Below are 17,074 nucleotides of genomic sequence, written 5' to 3' on the forward strand. Positions count from 1 at the left end.
TACAAGGCCGGGGCCGGTGAAAAGCAGCCGGAAAGGCGGATTTTCGGGCCGTTTTTAGGCCTCCTGGTCCTCATTCCTTCACAACGGCGTCATACCCCGCGAACCGGTGTCAACGCACCTGCAATTCATCTTGCAGCGTGATCTTCTGGAAGTCGGTGACCAGCGCATCGATCTGCATCCGCCAGCGGCCGGGCAGCGGCAGCGCCACGCCGCGCACATGCCAGTAGCCGTCCGGCCCGAGCGTCGCGCGACGCTCCATCGGCTCGATGCCGCGCTCCGGCAAGCTCAGGATCAGCACAGCCTCCTTGGCCGGCAGCAGGGCGGCATCTCCCGTCATCAACTGCAGCACGAAGTCGTTGGAGCCGACCTTGCCCGGCGAAACCAGCACCTGAAACATCGCTGCGTCCGTATGGATATGGACCGAGAGCGGCGCCGCCACGGGAACCACCGAGGCGCGCGGCGGCGGCGTGAAGCGCCAGCCGGCGACCACGGCCAGGATGCCAACGACGAGAAGGCATTCCAGCACGATCGACCCCAGCAGCGGCCGGGTGTTCTCATGGTTCGCAATGACCGCAGGCGTGCAGAGAAACCGGTTCAGCGCCGCAAGGCCAAGCAACAGGATCACCAGCGACAGCTTGATCGAGAGAAGGACGCCGTATTGGGTTTCGATCAGCGCACGCAGGCTTCCAAGCTGAATGACGGACAGCACCAATCCGCTCAGCACCAGCAGCGCAACCAGCGGCATCGCCAGGCCTGAAAACTGCTTGAGCACACGCGGCAGGTTGTCATTGCGCCGATGCGCCATGGCCGCCAGCGGCGCCAACGCGCCGATCCAGTAGGCTACGGCTATGCCATGCAGGAACAGCGACGGCCGCGTCAGCCATTGCGGCGAGGCGGTCGCGGCATGACCACTGGTTGCCAGCGAAAGCCCGACGCCCACTATCGCGAGCGTGGTCAACACCCCGGCGATCAGAATGCTGGGGCTTTTCCACGCATACCAGGCGATGGCCATCACCACGATCGCAATCAACAGTGACGGCCCAAGGGAGGTAGCGAGCGCGCTCGTCCACGGCGCCGACGTCACGATGCCTCCAAGGGGAAGGTTGAGGAGATCAAGACCTTGCAGGCCGAGCGAGGTCACGGCACTGACGAGACCGATAGCAAGCGCGCCGCGGCTGACGGTCGACCCGCTCGGGCCCTGCCCGATCCAGGTTGCGAAGAAGGCGCCGCCGACACCGACAAACAGTCCGAGATAAACGCCGATCCGCGCCAACCAGATCAGTACCGCCAGCGGACTTTTCATCGCCGGCGGCGCGGCTCCGGTCACGGCGCCGATTGAAAACACCATCGATCCCGCCACGGGATGACCGTCCTGCGAGACCACCCGATAGCTGACAATCTGGGTGCCCTGCGGCAGGTCGTCAGGCAAAACGATCAGCACGGATTGGCCGGCCGCGCGCGTGGCGACGTCGCGCGCCTTGCCGCCGGCATCGATGACGCCGATCACGGCAGGCGTAACGCCTTCGTTGAAGTGCAACTGCACCATCTTCGGCGGCTGCGTGAGCACGCTGCCGTCGGCCGGCTCCGAAGAAAGTAGCGTCGCATGGGCCCACGCGGCGCTCGCAATGCACAGAGCCGACAGCAGCGCAGCAAGGCTGGCGAGCACGCGCGCCATCGGGACGGCTTTACGGTTTTGCGATCAGCTTGAGACCCGGCGCTGGCGTCTTGCTGCCAGGCCCATGGCCGCTCAGGCCTTCCGAGGGAATATCGATCCAGCGGCTGACCCCCTGCTCGCATTCCTGCACCACGGGAAAATACAGCGTGGTGTCCGGCTTCAGCCCGGGGGTGAGAAAGCTGGAGAAGACGAATTCATCATAGTTGTCGTCGACGACCTTGCCGCCGCTCCACATCACTTCCTTGACGCCTTCAGAAACCTTGCTGCCGTGATGCTCATACTCGGAGGCGTATTTGCCCTTGACCGTCTCGACGGTCCACCCGGGCTTGGGCATCGGCTTGATGCCGATCACGCCTTCCGGAATCTGCACCCGCAGTTTGACCGTCGGCGATCCCGCGCAGCCGTGCGGCACGGCAAACACCGCCTTGTAGTATGAGCCCACCGGCGCCTGCCGCTTCTCGAGAGTGACGTGGGCGCTCGCCGGCGAGACAGCGAGCGCAGCAAGGGTGATGACGACAGGAGCAATTTTCGACATAGGCTGTCCCTTACTTCTTCATGCCGGAATGATCGTGCCCCGACTGGCCGCCCGCTGGTGCCTGCGCGCCGACGCCCTGCACGTCGAGCGACAAGGTGACCTTCCCGGCTTTCTCGAACTCCAGCGTCAGCGGCACCTTCTCTCCCTGCTTGAGCGGCGTCTTCAGATCCATCAGCATTAAGTGATAACCGCCCGGCGCGAGCTTGACGGTCTTGCCCGACTCGATCGGCAACCCCTTGTCGAGCGCCCGCATCGTCATGACGCCGTTGTTCATTGCCATCTCGTGAATCTCGACCTTGCCGGCGAATTCGCCGGAGCCGCTGATCAGGCGATCTGGCACAGAGCCCTTGTTCTCGATCGTAAGATAGCCGCCCGCAATCTTGGCGCCTCCGGGCGTGGCGCGGCTCCAGGCCTGTGTGATGACCAGATCGCCGGCCTTGACCTCCTGGGCGTGCGCGGGCGCGCCCAGGAGGGCAAACAGGGCGGCGAAGGCGAAGAATGGCAGAACAGGTTTCATCGTATGTCTTTCGATTTATGAAGTATGGCCGGCACAGCGGGCGACCAAGCCCGCTGTTGCCTTAACTTGAGAACGCAACGTTAATATTCACAATAGCGGGAGTGCGCCTTTATTTGCTCGCGACTTTTTGCTGAACCAGCCATTTTTCAAGGTCCGATATTTCGGCCGAACCTTCGATCGTGGTGACGGTTCCGTCACGCGCGATCAGCAGCGTGCGCGGGATCTCGCCTTGCCAAGACGGATCGATCTCGAACCGGAGGCGTTCCACAAAGCCGTCGCTGAAAATCCAGTTCTCCGCCGATCCCAACCCGGCTTTCTCCAGCATCGCGCGCGCGGCGCCCGGTAGATTCGGAACGAGATCGGCGCTGATCATCACCACGTCGATCTCGGAATGGTCCTTCATGAATTGTCCGAGCAGCGGCAACTCGACCTTGCACGGACCGCAGGTGACGCCCCAGAAATGCACCAGCGTCGGACGCCCCTTGTGCGAACGCAGCATTTCCTGCCAGCTTCCGCGCACGAACGGCTTGAGTTCGGACGGCGTCTCGGTTGCCGGCGCGGCGGCCAGAGAAGCAACGAGGAATATTGCAGCGAGCAGACAGCGTTTCATGATCCATCTCCGATCGGCAGCAGGCGATATCCATCGGCCTTGGTCATCCAGGACAGGTAGGTCTTCTGCCCGTCGCTGACCAGCAGCGGGTGGTCGGAGGTATCAGTCGTCGTGGCGATCGTGACCGGCGTCGACCAGCTCTTGCCCTCATCATGCGAGGTCATCGCATGGACCGAGGTCTTCTCGCCGTCGAACTCCTTCCAGACCATGGCGGCGCCATGCGGGCCGGTCAGCACGTAAGGCCGCGTCGGATTGCGGTCGGCGCGGCCGAGTGGAATCGGATCGGAGAACGTGCGGCCCTCGTCCTGTGAGCGCGCATAAAACAGCCCCTTGCGGGCCTTGCCGCTGGTGTACCAGCTCACGTGATAGGTGCCCGCGGCCGAGATCGAAAGACTGGGGCCATGATGCGGGCATGCGGAAATCTGCCAGTCGTCGTTGCTGACGCGGCGAACCTCGCCCGGCGTCGCCGGATCGGTGAACGTCATGACGGCGTGATCTCGCACGCCGCCTTCGAAGATGTTCCTGAACACGACGACGGGACGGCCGGGGCCTGCGAACGCCAGGCCGAGCCGGCAGCATTCGCAGGTGTTGTCGGCGGCCAGCCGCGCTTCGGCATAGGCCGCGCCGCCATCCTTCGATGACGCGAAGAACAGCCCTGCCCCTTCGTATTTTTTGCCCTCCTGCTGCGCGGGCACCCGGTTGCGCTTGTCGATCCAGGCCGCGAACACCGATCCGTCAGCATCGAGGCCGAGCGCCGCGAAACGCTGGCTCTCGTTACTCGCCGTGATCGGCTGCAACTCGGCGAAGCTTTGTCCACCGTCGATCGACCTTGTGGCGAGCACCTGGCCGTTGAACGCCTTGTCCCTGAAGATCGAAAACGCCAGTGCGATGCCGCCGTTCTTCTCGACGACGATCTGGGGACGCGCATCCGGTCCCCAATCGAGCTTGAGCTTTTCCCTGGTCACCTGAACCGGCGTCGAAAAGCTGCGCCCGTTGTCCTTCGAACTCGCCACCGAGATCCTGCCTCCGGCCATCCAGGCGAGCCAGAGCGTTCCATCTGACGCGAAGGCCGGCGTCACCTTCGACGCGCAGCGCAACTCAACCTCCTCGCACGCCGCTTCCGAGGCATGCTGGTGATGGCTCATCTGCGCTTGCGCGGCGGTCTGCCAAAGCGAAATGACGAGGGTCGCGAGCAAGCTCATTCGCAGCATGGCCTTACTCCTCCTGCTGGGTTGTCCGATCATTTGAACGCCAACTTCATTCCCGCGATGAACGCGCGTGGCGAGCCGGCGTAGATGGAGCCGGTGGTGTTCGCCAGCACGCTCGCAGGGTTTTGAACACCGGCGGCCGTCACCGAATTTCCGATGTTGTTGGCGGAAGCCACATAGGTGCGGTCAAACACGTTCCTTACTTCGACATACATGCTCAACGACTTGAAATAGTCGGACTTGAGGTCCGTGTTGTAGTGCACATTGAGATTGACCAGTTCGTAGCCGGGCGCCTTCAAGAGATTGGCGTTGTCCATGTAGAAAGAGTCTTTCCACTGGACCTCGACGAACGCACCGAGACCTGCAAGCGGCCCCCACATTTGATCGTAGCCGAGCCGTGCCGTCAGTTCGTGCGGCGAGATACCGGGAATCTTGTTGCCGGCGCGGTTGAAGCTGAACGTCGCACCATTGACGATATTCTCGGTGTATTCCGTATAGACCTCGTCGAGATAGGTGTAGGCCGCTGTAAACCGCCAGCCGGGATAGAACTTCCAGTCGACGGCAAGCTCTACACCGCGATGTTCCGATCTCGGGGCGTTGAACGTGTAGCTTGCATTTTGTGCGCCGACCTGGGTGGCCTGCGAAACCAGCTCGTTCTTGAAGAATTCGTAGAAACCGGTCGCGCTGAATTTGAGCGTGTTGTTCGGCGTCCAGTCGAACCCGATGTCGTAACCAAGGTTCTGCTGCGTCTTCAGCTGCGTATTGTTGCCGTTCTGACCGTTCGAAAGGACGAAGAGGTTGCCGACCTGCGGCGTGCCGTATCCGGTGGCCACGCGTGCACGGAACAGCCACTCGGGATTCAGCTTGTAGAGTAGCGCCAGCTCGGGGGCAGTGTTCTGGAATTGCCGGTCGGCGACTATCGGAACCCCCGGCGTCGCCGTCGGGACATTGATCGTGCCGTAGGTATAAGAGGTGTTGATCCCCTTCAGATGAGTTGTTTCCCACCCGATGCCGGCGATCGCCGTCAGGTTCGGCGTCAGCTTGAGCTCTTCGCGCGCGCGAACGCCATAGTTCGACGTATCGCTCCAGGTATTGCCCGCCAGAAGACCGAGCTTCGCGTTGCCGCCCGGCATGACGTTGCGTGAATCGCTTGACGCTGTCAGCGTGTTGTAGAAAGCGCCGAAATACGTCGTCGATTCCAGCCCAAATATCTCGCCGCGCTTGGTCACGTCGCTCATGTAGTTATAGGACGGGAAATCGCCGATGGAACTGGTGGCTCCCGTCGGCTGGCTGATATTGCGGTCGTCGAACACGAACTGGTTGCGCCAGGTGGTCGTATTGTCGAAGTCATGCTCCCAGCGACCGCCGACGATCGTGCGCCGATCTTCGCGGCCAAGGCCTGCCTGCACCGCGGTGACCGAACTCTTCGGACCATTGAAGCCGTTGTTGAACAGCGACACTGATCCGCAACCTGCCACCCCAGCCATTTCGCAGCCCTGCTGAAACGGGTTTTGATGGTACTGATTGAGCGACAGCCGGATCGGAAGACGCGTGTCGAGATTGTTGTTGATGAATTTGACGGTGAAGCGGTCGTCGGGGGTGGCTTGAAACGTGCCGAGAAAATTGACCGTCTGGGTATTGAACCAGCTATTCTGGATGAAGCCGTCACCCCGCGCATCGCTCGCAAACAGCGAGCCCTCGAAATTGCCGACCTTCTTGCCGTAGGCCAGATAGTTGTTGAGGTAGCCAAAGCTGCCGCCATCGACGCCATATTCGGCGCCGTCGATGGTGCCGCCCGGGCGGGTGCGGAAGTTCAGCGCGCCGCCGGTGGCATAGTTGCCATAGAGCGCCGACGACGGCCCCCGGATGACATCGATCGCGCCATAGGCACGCGGATCGATCAGGTCGCTGCGGGAAAGTCCGTCGGGCTGCGTGACCGGAAAGCCGTCCTCGAAGATCACGAGATTGCGGATGCCAAAACCGTTGCGCGCGTTGGAGCCGCGGATCGAGATGCCGATATCGCGCGGCCCATTGCCCTGCTTTATCGATATGCCCGGGCTCTCGCGCAGCACATCGGCCACGGAGAACGCCGGCCGGTTCTCGAACTGGCTGCGGTCGATGGTCGTCTCGGTTTGGCCGTTGGGCGCCTGGTAAAGCAGCGCCCGCGCCACGCTCGGGGTAATGCCCGCGGTTAGCGACGCGGCAGGCGTTGGGTTGGCCGAAGGCGGCCGCGCCTGCGTCCGGGCGGACGAGCGAACGGCCGGCTTTCGGGCCGCCGGTCTGGCGGCTGTTGCGCGCGGCGCCTCGACGGTCACCGCCGGCAGCGCCGTCTGGGCCTCTGCGGTCGACGGCACGAGGGCGAGCGCGCTACCGAGCACAGCCAGGCTCGCGCCACCCAAGGCATGATAACGATACATAAGATAATCCTGACGCCAGCTCTCTGGCCGGCTTGAATGACTGCACCAACCGGCACGGCTGTCGCCGCACCGATCATTGGGTGTTCCAGGTCGTCAGGAAATGGCGGGAGGCGCGCGCGCCTGCGCGTGTGAACCGGCGCGAGCGTTTGTCAGCCGGAAGGCAAAATCGAACCAGGCCACCCGCTCGGCAACCCGATCGACATCGATCGCCGCAGTCTGCGGCACGTCGACCGGCGCGCCGGTCTGCAGCACGCTGCAAACCGAACAGCATCCGTCATGAGCGCGGTGGCCGGTCTGATCGGTCTGCCCCGCGCCGGGCGCACCATTGCCGTGGCAGATGACGGCGCCGGCGAGCGGATCGGAGGCCGCGATGCTCGCCGCCCAGCATGCGCCGATCGGTGCAAAAATCTGCACCACCAGGGCAATCAGGACAATTGGCAGAAAATTCTTCAGCCGCCGGCGCATCGCAATCCCATCCGCTCCAGACCTTAATCATCAGGAGAGTCCGAAGTCGAGATCAGGTTCCCGGAACTATGTTGCGGCTTCAAGGAGTAAACTTGTCGAAAAGCGATGCATTTTGCGCCGCGGGCAAGGCGCCCTACCCCGATACCAAGCCTCGGGCGAATTGCAGTTAAATCCACAACCATCAGTAGCAATTTCCCAATCATTTCGCAGAGTGCTGGAATTTTGAACAAAGGTTGCCGAAAATGGTGACAAGACGAAAAAGATGGTCTACCAATTAAGGCTCAGGCTGGCCGAGAGGCTCAAGCTTGGTGGTCCAAGTCTCGGGAGGAGCCCTGACGCGCACAAGCAGCGTCGCCTCGACAATCAAGAGCAAATCTAAATTTTCGGGGAAATTAAGGGTCGACACAATTTTTGAGCAGGGCTTGGCGCCCTGCTCTTTTTTTTGAGATGAGCTTTTTTCGAACCATCGCAAACGACAATGATGGCATCGTCAAATCCGATCGAGCGAAGTTTTGAGCTGGCCGCCGAGCGTTGCGAGGATCTGACGCCTTTGGTCTATCGCCGTCTGTTCAACGCGCATCCCGAAGCACGAACGATGTTCCGCACCGAGGGCAGCGAACTCGTCAAGGGTTCGATGCTGGCGCTCACCATCGACGCGATCCTGGACTTTGCCGGCGAACGCACCGGCCATTTCCGTCTGATCATCTCTGAGGTTTCCTCACACGACGCCTACGGCACACGGCGCGAATTGTTCGTCGCGTTCTTCGGCATCATCGCGCAGACGCTGCGCGAAATCCTCGGCGCGGACTGGTCGGGCGAAATCGATGCGGCGTGGCGAACATTGCTCGGCGACATCGACAGTCTCGTTGCAGCGCAGTGAAGCGACGAGCACTAGAGTTTCCTGGAGCTCATTGATACGGACCGTCAAGTCCGCCGGTGGCGCAAAGGCGCCGAGTGTGAAAGACTGCCTCGATCCGCGGTGCGTGCAATCGACGCCGTCGGTAAAAAAACAACGACAACGAGGGAGCGAGCGATGTCAGGGACTGAGAAATCCTCAACGACAAGGCGTAATCTTCTTCAAGCGGCGGCGACCGGCGGCGCGGCAACCGCCCTGCTCGGCGGGTTGGGCATCAACCCGGCGCTGGCGGCAGCGGCGCGTTCGGAGAAACCGCTGAAGGCGGCGTTCTCGAATGCAGGCCTGCAGGCCACCTGGTGCGCCCAGGGCAAGCAGGCGGCGGAATGGTGGGGCAAGCTGTTCAACGTCGAGGTCACCTGGTTCGACGGCCAGCTCGACGCGGTCAAGCAGCGCGCCGCGATCGACAACATGGCCTCGCAGAAATGGGATTTCGTCGCCATTCAGGCGTTCGGCATCGGCACGCTGACCCAGCCCGTGCAGAAAATGATCGACGCCGGCACGCCCGTGATCGACATGGACACGCTGATCGCCCCGCTCGACCAGATCAAGGTTCATTCGTTCCTGGCGCCCGACAATGAATTCATGGGCGCTTCGGTAACGCAGGCGCTCTGCAATGCCATGGGCGGCAAGGGCAAGATCATCATGACGCAGGGCGCGCTCGGCCATACCGGCGCGCAAGGCCGCGCCAAAGGCTTCGAGTCGGTGGTGAAGCAATTCCCCAATATCGAGGTGCTCGACACCCAGCCCGCCGATTGGGACGTCTCGAAGACAGCTCGGCTATGGGAGACCTATCTGACGAAGCACCCGCAAATCGATGCGGCCTTCTTCCACAATGACGACATGGCGCTGGCCGCCTACAACATCATGAAGGCGCGCAACCGCACCAACATCCTGATCGGCGGCGTCGACGCCATGCCGCCGGCGATCCAGGCGGTGAGCGAAGGCCGCATGTTCGCGACCGTCCGCAACCCCTCCTGCCGCATCCATGGCGGCGCCATCATCGCCGGCGTCGCTGCTGTGACGGCGGGCGAGAAGAGCGGACAGGGTATCCCGAAGCATGTGATCACGGATGGCCCGGTGGTGACGAAAGCCAACGCGGCCGGCATGCAATGGATGGAGGACCACTTCCTGATCTGAGCCAGCATGTCCAGGGGACAGCAGCCCATCCTCGAACTGCACGACATCACGAAGGCCTTCGGCGGTGTCGAGGCGCTTCGTGGCGTCGACTTCGCGCTCACCGCCGGCGAGATCCATGGTCTCGTCGGCGAGAACGGCGCTGGCAAAAGCACGCTGATGAAGATCATCGCCGGCGTGCATGCGGATTTTTCCGGCCGGCTCGTGCTGGACGGAAAGGAGACCCGCTTTCGATCGGTGCGCGACGCGCACGCGGCGGGAATCGCGATGGTTCATCAGGAGCTCAGCGTGGCGCCGGACCTGACGGTGGCCGAGAACGTGTTTCTCGGCAGCCAGCCGACCAACCGCTTAGGGCTCGTGCAATGGCGGCGAATGGCGCGCGAGGCCGGCGAGCAATTGAAGCGGTTCGGCATCGACGTCGATCCGATGTCGCGGCTCGGCGACCTGCCGATCGGCCTGCAGCAACTGATCGAGATCGCCCGTGTGCTGTCCTCGGGCGCCCGGATCATCATCCTCGACGAGCCGACCTCGGCGCTGTCGCCGCCCGAAGTGGAGCGCCTGTTCGCGACGCTGAAACGACTGCGGGACGAAGGCACCAGCATCGTCTTCATCTCGCATTTCATCGAGGACATCCTGCGCGTCTCCGACACCGTGACGGTGTTCCGCAACGGCAGGAAGGTCGCGGAGACCGCCGCGTCCGAGACGAGCAAGCCGGCGCTAATCGAGGCGATGATCGGCAAGGGCCGCGAGGCGCTGGAAGAGACCTATATCCACGACATCATGCTGCCGCCGCCGACCGATCAGCCGGTGGTGCTGAACGCAAACGGGCTGTCGCTGGCCGGGCGCTTGCGCGAGGTTTCGTTCGAAGCCCGCGCCGGCGAGGTGCTCGGCATCTACGGCTTCATGGGATGCGGGCAGCTCGAACTGGCGCGGATCCTGTTCGGCAAAATAAAGCCCGACCTCGGCACGCTCGCAGTCGCAGGCAAGCAAAAGGCCTTCCGCAGCACGGCCGATGCCCGGCGTTCCGGGATCGCCTTCGTTCCCGAGAGCCGGCGCGACATGCTGTTCCTGCAGGAGCCGGTCTACAAGAACGTCTCGATCAGCATCCTCGATCGCATCTCCTCGCTGCTGCTTAAGCCGTCGCGCGAGCGCTCGATCGCGACGCGGCAGGTCGAGCAGTTGCGGATCCGCCCGGCGGCCGTCGATCTCGATCTCGGCATGCTGTCCGGCGGCAACCAGCAGAAGGTGGCGCTGGCAAAATGGCTGAGCTACCCGCCGCGGCTATTGGTGCTGTGCGAGCCGACCCGCGGCATGGATGTCGGCGCCAAGAACGACGTCATCCACATCGTCAGGGATTTGCGCGCAAAAGGGCTCGCCATCATCGTGCTGTCCACCGAGCCCGAGACGGTGCTGTCGCTCGCCGACCGCGTCATCGTGCTCAAGCGCGGCGCTGTGGTGCGGGAGTTTGCCAACGAACAGATCAGCAAGGACCGCCTCCTGGAAGCGGCGTGAGGAGACCGACATGACTTCAGGTGAAAGCGTGACAGTCGCCGCGGATCGGAAACGGCATCGCGGGCTCGCCGCGATGCTGCGCTCCCAGATGCGCAATATCGCGCCGTTCCTGACGCTGATCTGCCTGTTCAGCTTCTTCGCGGTAGCAAGCCCCTCCTTTGCGACGCTCGACAATTTCGGCAACATCCTCACCCAGATTTCGGTCACCGGCATCATCGCCGTCGGCCTCACCTTCGTGATCCTGTGCGCCGAGATCGATCTTTCGATCGCCGCCATCGCCAACGTCACCGGCATTGCGGTCGCCTATTTCACGCTACAGGAATCCTACGTCAACATCGCCAACGTCCCGATGCCCGGGTGGGCCGCGATCCTGCTGGCGCTGGCGCTTTGCGCCCTGCTCGGCCTCGTCAACGCGTTCGGGCTGACGGTGATCGGCATCCCATCCTTCATCATGACGCTGGCGATGATGCAGATCGCGGCCGGTATCTCGGCGCTATTGGTGCGCGGGCAGATCGCCTACAAGGTGCCCCCGCTGGTGACGACCCTGGGGTCGACATCGATCGGCGGCATTCCCTGGATCGTTATCGTGGCCGCCCTGATGCTGCTCGGCGGCCATCTGGTGCTGACCTACACCCGCTTCGGCCGCTACGTTTACATGGTTGGCGGAAACCGCGAGGCAGCAGAATATTCCGGCCTCAACGTCAAGCTCATCCTCGGTAGCGTGATGGTGATCTCAGCCGTCTGCGCCGGCATCGGCGGCATGCTCGGGGTGGCGCATTTCGGCAGCGCGCAGCAGAACGAGTTCGACTCTTATCTCCTGGATTCGATCGCTGCGGTGGTGGTCGGCGGCACCAGCCTCTTTGGCGGCCGCGGCGGCATCGGCAACACCATCGTCGGCCTGTTCGTGCTCGGCGTCCTCAACAACGGCCTCGACCACGTCAACATCGATAGCTTTTTGAAGATCTTGATCCGCGGTCTGATCTTGCTGGCGGCGCTCATCATCAACGTCTATGCGCAGCGATTGCGGGAACGGGCGGTGGAATAAGGCGCAACTCTGCTATGTAGGACGCTCACCGGACTGCACGGGATTCATCCGTTTCGGTCAGACCATCCCTACCGTGAGCAAAGGCCTTCTTGAGAGCAGCCTGTATTTGAACATTTATGTAGTCCGCTCCATACTCCTCCGGAAGTCGCAGACCCATGCTGACGATCCTGGTGGCCTCAAAATCAATCCAATCCGCAAATGTCATTTGTGTCCCCACGGGTTATCGCCTCATGTGACGGGCCTGCTAGGCGGTGCCTCGATATATGACCCTGCACACGATTGAACTCGATGCCAGTAGTTGGAAAACTGCTCAAGATTTTCGACTAGCGCTTAAGGCTGCGATAGGAGCGCCGGAATGGCATGGCGAAATCGTGGGGGCATTCCTAGACTCCATTTTTGGAGGTGGGATGAACACCCTCGAACCTCCCTATGTGATCAAAGTCGTGAACACGGCGGACCTCGTACCTGAGTTGAAGGAGATGCTCCGCGACTTCTCATCTGCGATTGCAGAGACACGAGCTCGTAGGCTTGCGCGCATTGGTGAGGATGTTGCGGTTCGGCTCGAAATCGAAAATTAGAGCATGATGAAATTGGGTTTGATTGCGACCACGAAGAAGGTGCGCTCCCTCTCCCGCTTGCTGGGGTGGGGGTGCCTCCGCGGGCGACACTGCCCGAGTGGAGAGAGCCCCCACCCGGCGCTTCGCGCCGACCTCCCCCGCAAGCGGGAGAGGTGAAGCGCGTCTGCGGCCAAATCGATCCAACCAAAAATCATCATGCTCTAGTCTCCGCCCTTTGGTACGCTGTGGGTTAGAAGCGGACTCGATCGCTTTTCGAGCGTTCGATTTCGCTCAGATAAGAGGCCCACTCGAATTCAAAAGGTCCCAGTCGCGCACCTCGCGCGCCGCCTTCGTCACGGCGCCGATCGTGGGGAACGACGCCGTCTCCACCATCATCGCGCGCGCCAGCCGCAGGCTCCGCGCCTCGCAAATGGCCCGCTGCCTCGGATCCTCGATCAGCTCGAAATCGGCATTGTGCGCCAGCCCGAGAATGCGGCGGATGATCTTCGCTGCCGCAAATCCGACCGTGTCTCCGAACAGCCGCGCCATATAGGCCTGCCGCTCGGCCTCCAGGCGCGCCGCTCCGGCCGCGCTAGGAAACAGCGTCCGCGGGTAGGCGTCACCGTGAGCTTCCGTGCGCCAGAGCTCAAGGAACTCGTGGGCGAACTCCGTCCAGACGTTTTCGATCGTTTCCAGCACCCAGGCCTCGAACAGCCGCCGTTCGCCCGGCGAGCGTTCGTGACCGGCGGAGGCCAGATAGCTCATCAGGAGATTGCCGATAACCGCGCCGAGATCGAACCCCATCGGTCCGTAGAACGCGAACTCGGGATCGATCACGACAGCCGCGCCGTCCGTCACCATGATCGAGCCAGTGTGGAGGTCGCCGTGGATCAGCGCTTCCGGTGCGTTCAGGAACTTGAGCTTGAGGCGGGAAATCGCGGCGTGCAGGTCGAGGTCCTCCCGGAAGACAGCCGCGGTCGCATCGAGCCACGGCTGTGTCCAGCGGTTCTGCTCGGCCTCGCGGTACGGATCGGTGAAGATCAGATCTTCTGATATCTTGCAAAGCGCATGGTTGCCCGCGAACGCCGCAATCCCCTCCTTCTTCTGGGCAGCGGGAATCGCGAGGTCGGAAGAGAAAAACAGCGTGCGCGCCAGAAAGGTCGCGATGTCCCCGACAAAGCTTGGATAGAGCGTGCCGGCGATCAGCCCCTTGCGCATGATGATATGAGGCTCGATCAACTCCATGACGACGAGCGCGAGCCCCTCGTTGTGGTGCAGCACGGCCGGGACCAGGCCGGGCGCCAGCCGCGCCTGATGCGTCAGCGCCAGATATTCGTAGTGCGAGCGCGATAGCGGCAGCGGCCAGCTTTCGCCGACGAGGCGCACATAGGGCAGCGCCTGCTTGACGGCGATGCCGCCGTTTTCCCCCTTGACGATGAATACGAGGTTGAGGTTGCCGTCGCCGACCTCGCTGATCGACCAGGCAGCGGGTGCGCCGCCGAGTCGCGCCCCGACCGCCGGGAGCCCTGCAAGATAGTCTCGCAGATCGGCCTCATGAAGAATTCGGTAATCGTCCTGCCGGGGATCAGCCAATGATCGCTGCTCTGAACTCATCGCTGTCGCCCCCCGTGCCGGTACGGGAGGTCTCTCTCCCGTTCAGGAAATTCGATCCGATATCGGCCTTTTTCTTGACCGGATCATAATCGCAAAAGGCCGTCGGCGACCAGCGTTCACACCGCATTTGCCCAACCGCCTCAAATGAGCTGCGCGAGCCAGATGGTGTGGCCGCCGCAGTCGGGGTCCTCAACGACATGCGACACCACGCGAAATCCGTTCCGATCAAGCAATGAACGATATTCGGCCGGGTCGAGGCTGGCATGATACAGCGGCTCGCCCCCAAAACTCCCGGTCGCCTCGCCATGCGCGGGACCGCTCGTGAACATCAACGCCGCGCTTGGCGCTGCGTGCTCGCGAAATACTGGAAACATGTTGCGCTGATCGTCATGACAGAGATGAAAGAAACTGTCCCACGCCAGGATGCCGGAGAGCTTCCGCTGCAAAGCAAGCCCACGCATATCGGCGACGATCCATTCCTGCCCTGGAAAATGCCGCTGGCAGACATCGATCATAGCCGAAGATGAATCCACGCCAACGACGGGATAACCAAGCTCGATCATATACGCGGCCATTGGCGCTGCGGATCCGCACCCGATATCGAAGATCGGCGCAGCGGGCGGCAGCAGCGCCCGGAACCGGTCGAGCCAGGGTTTTTCAATCAACCTGGTGCGTGCGCGACTCTCGATCCAGTCCGACGCCTTGCGCTGATACAGATCGATGATGCGGGCGGCTTCTTCCGACGCCATTGGCGAACTCACGCATTCCGTATCGACCGAACCTATTCCCGCTCCAGAAAATTCGAACCGATATTGGCCTTCTTCTTGAACGGGTCATAGTCGCAATAGACGCTGTCGGCGACCAGCGTGTAGCTCGGGATAATCGTGTCCTTGTCGAGCTTGACCGAGCTCACGCCGATGACGGCGGTCTGCTTGCCGTCGGTCCATTTGAACGGGGTGGTGCTTTGCGCCCGCTCGCAGGCCGCCACCGCGTCGGCGAAGACCGAGCCTTCAACGAAGGCCTTTACGGTTCTAAGCTGCCCGAGGGTTTTCCAGTTCATGTAGAACGAGCCGGCAAGGCCAGCGGCGAGCAGAACCACAAGCAATAATAAAATACGCTGAAAATTCATTCATTTTCCCCAGCCGGAATAGCCCGGCGCAAAATTAGTCGATCCCGCCGGATTTGTCAGAATCCAAATACTACCCAAGGAACCCTCCGGCGGGCTATTGCCGCGATAGCTTAGATGTGACTAACGGTATCGCTCTGCCTTTAAAATCGGATCAGGGACATCCGATGACAACTGACGATCCAGACGCGATTGCATTGCGGCCCACCGTCATTGGCGGCGCCCGCCAGGACGACGACTATGAGGTGATCTGGCGCGGCTTCCAGGTCGGACGGTTAATGAAGCAGGCGGATAGCCCGCACTGGTGGTGGGCTTGCACCGTCTATGGGCTACCCCCGAGCCCTAATGACCGAGGGCCCGCCATCAATTACAAGGACTGTCAGGTCCGCTTCCGGCTCGCCTGGGCGAGAATCAGGCCAACGCTGACCAACGAGACCATCCAGGCCGCAACGCAGCACGCCCAGGGGCTGCTTGAGCAACAGACGGCGAAGGGAGCAGAGCCCAAGGCACCTGAACCGCTTCAGGTTCTGGAGCACCATCGCGCAGCGCCCCGGCACCGGGTATTGAAGGCAGGCTCCATCGAGTTCAACGGCGGCGTCATCGATTGCACCATCCGGAATGTATCGGACACCGGCGCTGCACTCGAAGTCGCCAGTCCGGTCGGCGTCCCCGACAGCTTCTGGTTGGTGATCTCGGGCGATCATACGCGCCGCTACTGCCGGGTGGCCTGGCGAACGGACAAGCGGATAGGCGTCGCGTTCGACTAGAGCATTATCGGTTCTGATTGAATCAGAACCGAAGCTCTAGATTCTTGTTTTGACGCGTTTTCTTCACGCGAACCGGTACCCACTTCGCTCGAAAACGCTATAGAGCGGGAATGCGATTAAGTTGGGCCGTGACGACGGTCCATCTGGTGCCCCGGACGCGAGCGGCGTGAGTACTGGGAACCGGGGGACCCATTCTACTTTGCATGGGGTTGTTTTCGAGATTTTGTGTCCGGGCCCTGCGGCGCCGGATCAAAACGGCAGCCCCATCAGCTTCGACAGCCGTTCGATGTTCAGGTAGCCCTGATGATACGCCCACATCCCGATGCCGAAAACCACGCCCGAGATCAGCGTGGTCCAGAGCAGCTTGTAGCCCATCCGCGCCATGACCGGCGCGCCGGGATCGGTGCCAGGAGTAACTTGGCCGGCGCCCTCACCGTCCTCATGCTGGCTGCGGACGCCGAACGGCAACGTCACGAACAGCACGACCCACCAGAGCACGAAGTAGATCGCAAGCGCTGTGGAGACACTATAAGCCATGGGTTCAGGCCTGCTCGATTTCGACCAGCGCGCCGGAAAAATCCTTCGGATGGAAAAACAGCACCGGCTTGCCGTGGGCACCGATCTTCGGCACGCCGTCGCCGAGGACGCGCGCGCCCTCGCTGATCAGTCTGTCGCGCGCGGCGATGATGTCGGGCACGTCATAGCAGATGTGATGGATGCCCCCGTCGGCGTTGCGCTCGACGAATTTGGCGATCGGCGAGGCCTCGCCGAGCGGCTGGATGAACTCGATCTTGGTGTTGGGCAGCGTCACGAACACGGTGATGACGCCATGCTCCGGCAGTGGCACCGCGCCGGAGATTTCCGCGCCGAACGCGCCGCCATAGATTTTCGCAGCCTTTTCAGCATCCTTGACCGCGATCGCGACATGATTGAGCCGGCCCAGCATGACACTCACTCCTGCTTCCTGCGTCTTCCC

Annotated in this window: 18 protein-coding genes; 6 read left to right on the plus strand and 12 right to left on the minus strand. The window is 62.1% G+C overall.

What is annotated here, in order from left to right:
• Nucleotides 1-109: 109 nt before the first annotated feature.
• From C7G61_RS17040 to C7G61_RS17070, 7 genes are all read right to left on the minus strand, one after another.
• A complete protein-coding gene (locus C7G61_RS17040) occupies nt 110-1,675 on the minus strand; it encodes a copper resistance CopC/CopD family protein (RefSeq protein WP_108516213.1) in 1,566 nt (521 codons plus the stop codon).
• Nucleotides 1,676-1,685: 10 nt separating this feature from the next.
• Nucleotides 1,686-2,210, minus strand: a complete 525-nt coding sequence (locus C7G61_RS17045) for a YcnI family copper-binding membrane protein (RefSeq protein ID WP_108516215.1) — start codon at nt 2,208-2,210, stop codon at nt 1,686-1,688.
• A 10-nt stretch (nt 2,211-2,220) separates the two neighbouring features.
• Nucleotides 2,221-2,727 carry a copper chaperone PCu(A)C gene (locus tag C7G61_RS17050; RefSeq protein ID WP_108516218.1) on the minus strand — a complete coding sequence of 169 codons (507 nt, stop codon included), beginning with the start codon at nt 2,725-2,727 and terminating at the stop codon, nt 2,221-2,223.
• 109 nt (nt 2,728-2,836) lie between these two features.
• Nucleotides 2,837-3,337: a TlpA family protein disulfide reductase gene (locus C7G61_RS17055; RefSeq protein WP_108516220.1), complete on the minus strand. Its 501-nt coding sequence runs from the start codon at nt 3,335-3,337 to the stop codon at nt 2,837-2,839.
• Nucleotides 3,334-4,548: a sialidase family protein gene (locus C7G61_RS17060; protein ID WP_108516222.1), complete on the minus strand. Its 1,215-nt coding sequence runs from the start codon at nt 4,546-4,548 to the stop codon at nt 3,334-3,336. The genes C7G61_RS17055 and C7G61_RS17060 overlap by 4 nt, the downstream gene beginning before the upstream one ends.
• 29 nt (nt 4,549-4,577) lie before the next feature.
• Complete coding sequence (locus C7G61_RS17065; protein ID WP_108516224.1) at nt 4,578-6,962, minus strand: TonB-dependent receptor family protein; 2,385 nt, start codon at nt 6,960-6,962, stop codon at nt 4,578-4,580.
• 93 nt (nt 6,963-7,055) lie between these two features.
• Nucleotides 7,056-7,427 (minus strand): DUF2946 domain-containing protein, encoded by a 372-nt coding sequence (locus C7G61_RS17070; RefSeq protein ID WP_108516226.1) that lies wholly within the window; start codon nt 7,425-7,427, stop codon nt 7,056-7,058.
• A gap of 478 nt (nt 7,428-7,905) precedes the next feature.
• On the opposite strand from C7G61_RS17070, the gene C7G61_RS17075 reads away from it, so the two are divergent.
• The 5 genes from C7G61_RS17075 (at nt 7,906) to C7G61_RS17100 (ending at nt 12,612) form a co-directional block, all read left to right on the plus strand.
• Nucleotides 7,906-8,307: a globin gene (locus tag C7G61_RS17075; protein WP_108516228.1), complete on the plus strand. Its 402-nt coding sequence runs from the start codon at nt 7,906-7,908 to the stop codon at nt 8,305-8,307.
• A gap of 153 nt (nt 8,308-8,460) precedes the next feature.
• Entirely contained in the window at nt 8,461-9,480 is a 1,020-nt protein-coding gene (locus tag C7G61_RS17080; RefSeq protein ID WP_108516230.1) for a sugar ABC transporter substrate-binding protein, read from the plus strand.
• Nucleotides 9,481-9,486: 6 nt separating this feature from the next.
• On the plus strand, nt 9,487-10,989 hold the full coding sequence (locus tag C7G61_RS17085; RefSeq protein WP_108516232.1) for a sugar ABC transporter ATP-binding protein: 1,503 nt from the start codon (nt 9,487-9,489) through the stop codon (nt 10,987-10,989).
• Nucleotides 10,990-10,999: 10 nt separating this feature from the next.
• Nucleotides 11,000-12,034, plus strand: coding sequence for an ABC transporter permease (locus C7G61_RS17090; RefSeq protein WP_108516234.1), 1,035 nt, complete (start codon nt 11,000-11,002; stop codon nt 12,032-12,034).
• A gap of 263 nt (nt 12,035-12,297) precedes the next feature.
• On the plus strand, nt 12,298-12,612 hold the full coding sequence (locus C7G61_RS17100) for a barstar family protein (protein WP_108516238.1): 315 nt from the start codon (nt 12,298-12,300) through the stop codon (nt 12,610-12,612).
• A gap of 270 nt (nt 12,613-12,882) precedes the next feature.
• Here the strand turns inward: C7G61_RS17100 and mtnK are convergent, their stop codons facing one another.
• The 3 genes from mtnK to C7G61_RS17120 form a co-directional block, all read right to left on the minus strand.
• Complete coding sequence (gene mtnK, locus C7G61_RS17110) at nt 12,883-14,205, minus strand: S-methyl-5-thioribose kinase (protein WP_108516242.1); 1,323 nt, start codon at nt 14,203-14,205, stop codon at nt 12,883-12,885.
• A gap of 140 nt (nt 14,206-14,345) precedes the next feature.
• On the minus strand, nt 14,346-14,954 hold the full coding sequence (locus C7G61_RS17115) for a class I SAM-dependent methyltransferase (protein WP_108516244.1): 609 nt from the start codon (nt 14,952-14,954) through the stop codon (nt 14,346-14,348).
• Nucleotides 14,955-14,986: 32 nt separating this feature from the next.
• Nucleotides 14,987-15,334 (minus strand): hypothetical protein, encoded by a 348-nt coding sequence (locus C7G61_RS17120; RefSeq protein ID WP_108516246.1) that lies wholly within the window; start codon nt 15,332-15,334, stop codon nt 14,987-14,989.
• A 524-nt stretch (nt 15,335-15,858) separates the two neighbouring features.
• On the opposite strand from C7G61_RS17120, the gene C7G61_RS46045 reads away from it, so the two are divergent.
• Nucleotides 15,859-16,098, plus strand: a complete 240-nt coding sequence (locus C7G61_RS46045; RefSeq protein WP_244608331.1) for a PilZ domain-containing protein — start codon at nt 15,859-15,861, stop codon at nt 16,096-16,098.
• Nucleotides 16,099-16,347: 249 nt separating this feature from the next.
• Here C7G61_RS46045 and C7G61_RS17130 read toward each other — a convergent pair whose 3' ends face one another.
• Both C7G61_RS17130 and mce read right to left on the minus strand, forming a co-directional pair.
• Complete coding sequence (locus C7G61_RS17130) at nt 16,348-16,635, minus strand: DUF1467 family protein (RefSeq protein WP_108516248.1); 288 nt, start codon at nt 16,633-16,635, stop codon at nt 16,348-16,350.
• A gap of 4 nt (nt 16,636-16,639) precedes the next feature.
• Complete coding sequence (gene mce / locus C7G61_RS17135; RefSeq protein ID WP_108516251.1) at nt 16,640-17,044, minus strand: methylmalonyl-CoA epimerase; 405 nt, start codon at nt 17,042-17,044, stop codon at nt 16,640-16,642.
• Nucleotides 17,045-17,074: the final 30 nt, after the last annotated feature.

This window comes from Bradyrhizobium algeriense (genome assembly GCF_003062295.1).
Classification (GTDB): Bacteria; Pseudomonadota; Alphaproteobacteria; order Rhizobiales; family Xanthobacteraceae; genus Bradyrhizobium; species Bradyrhizobium algeriense.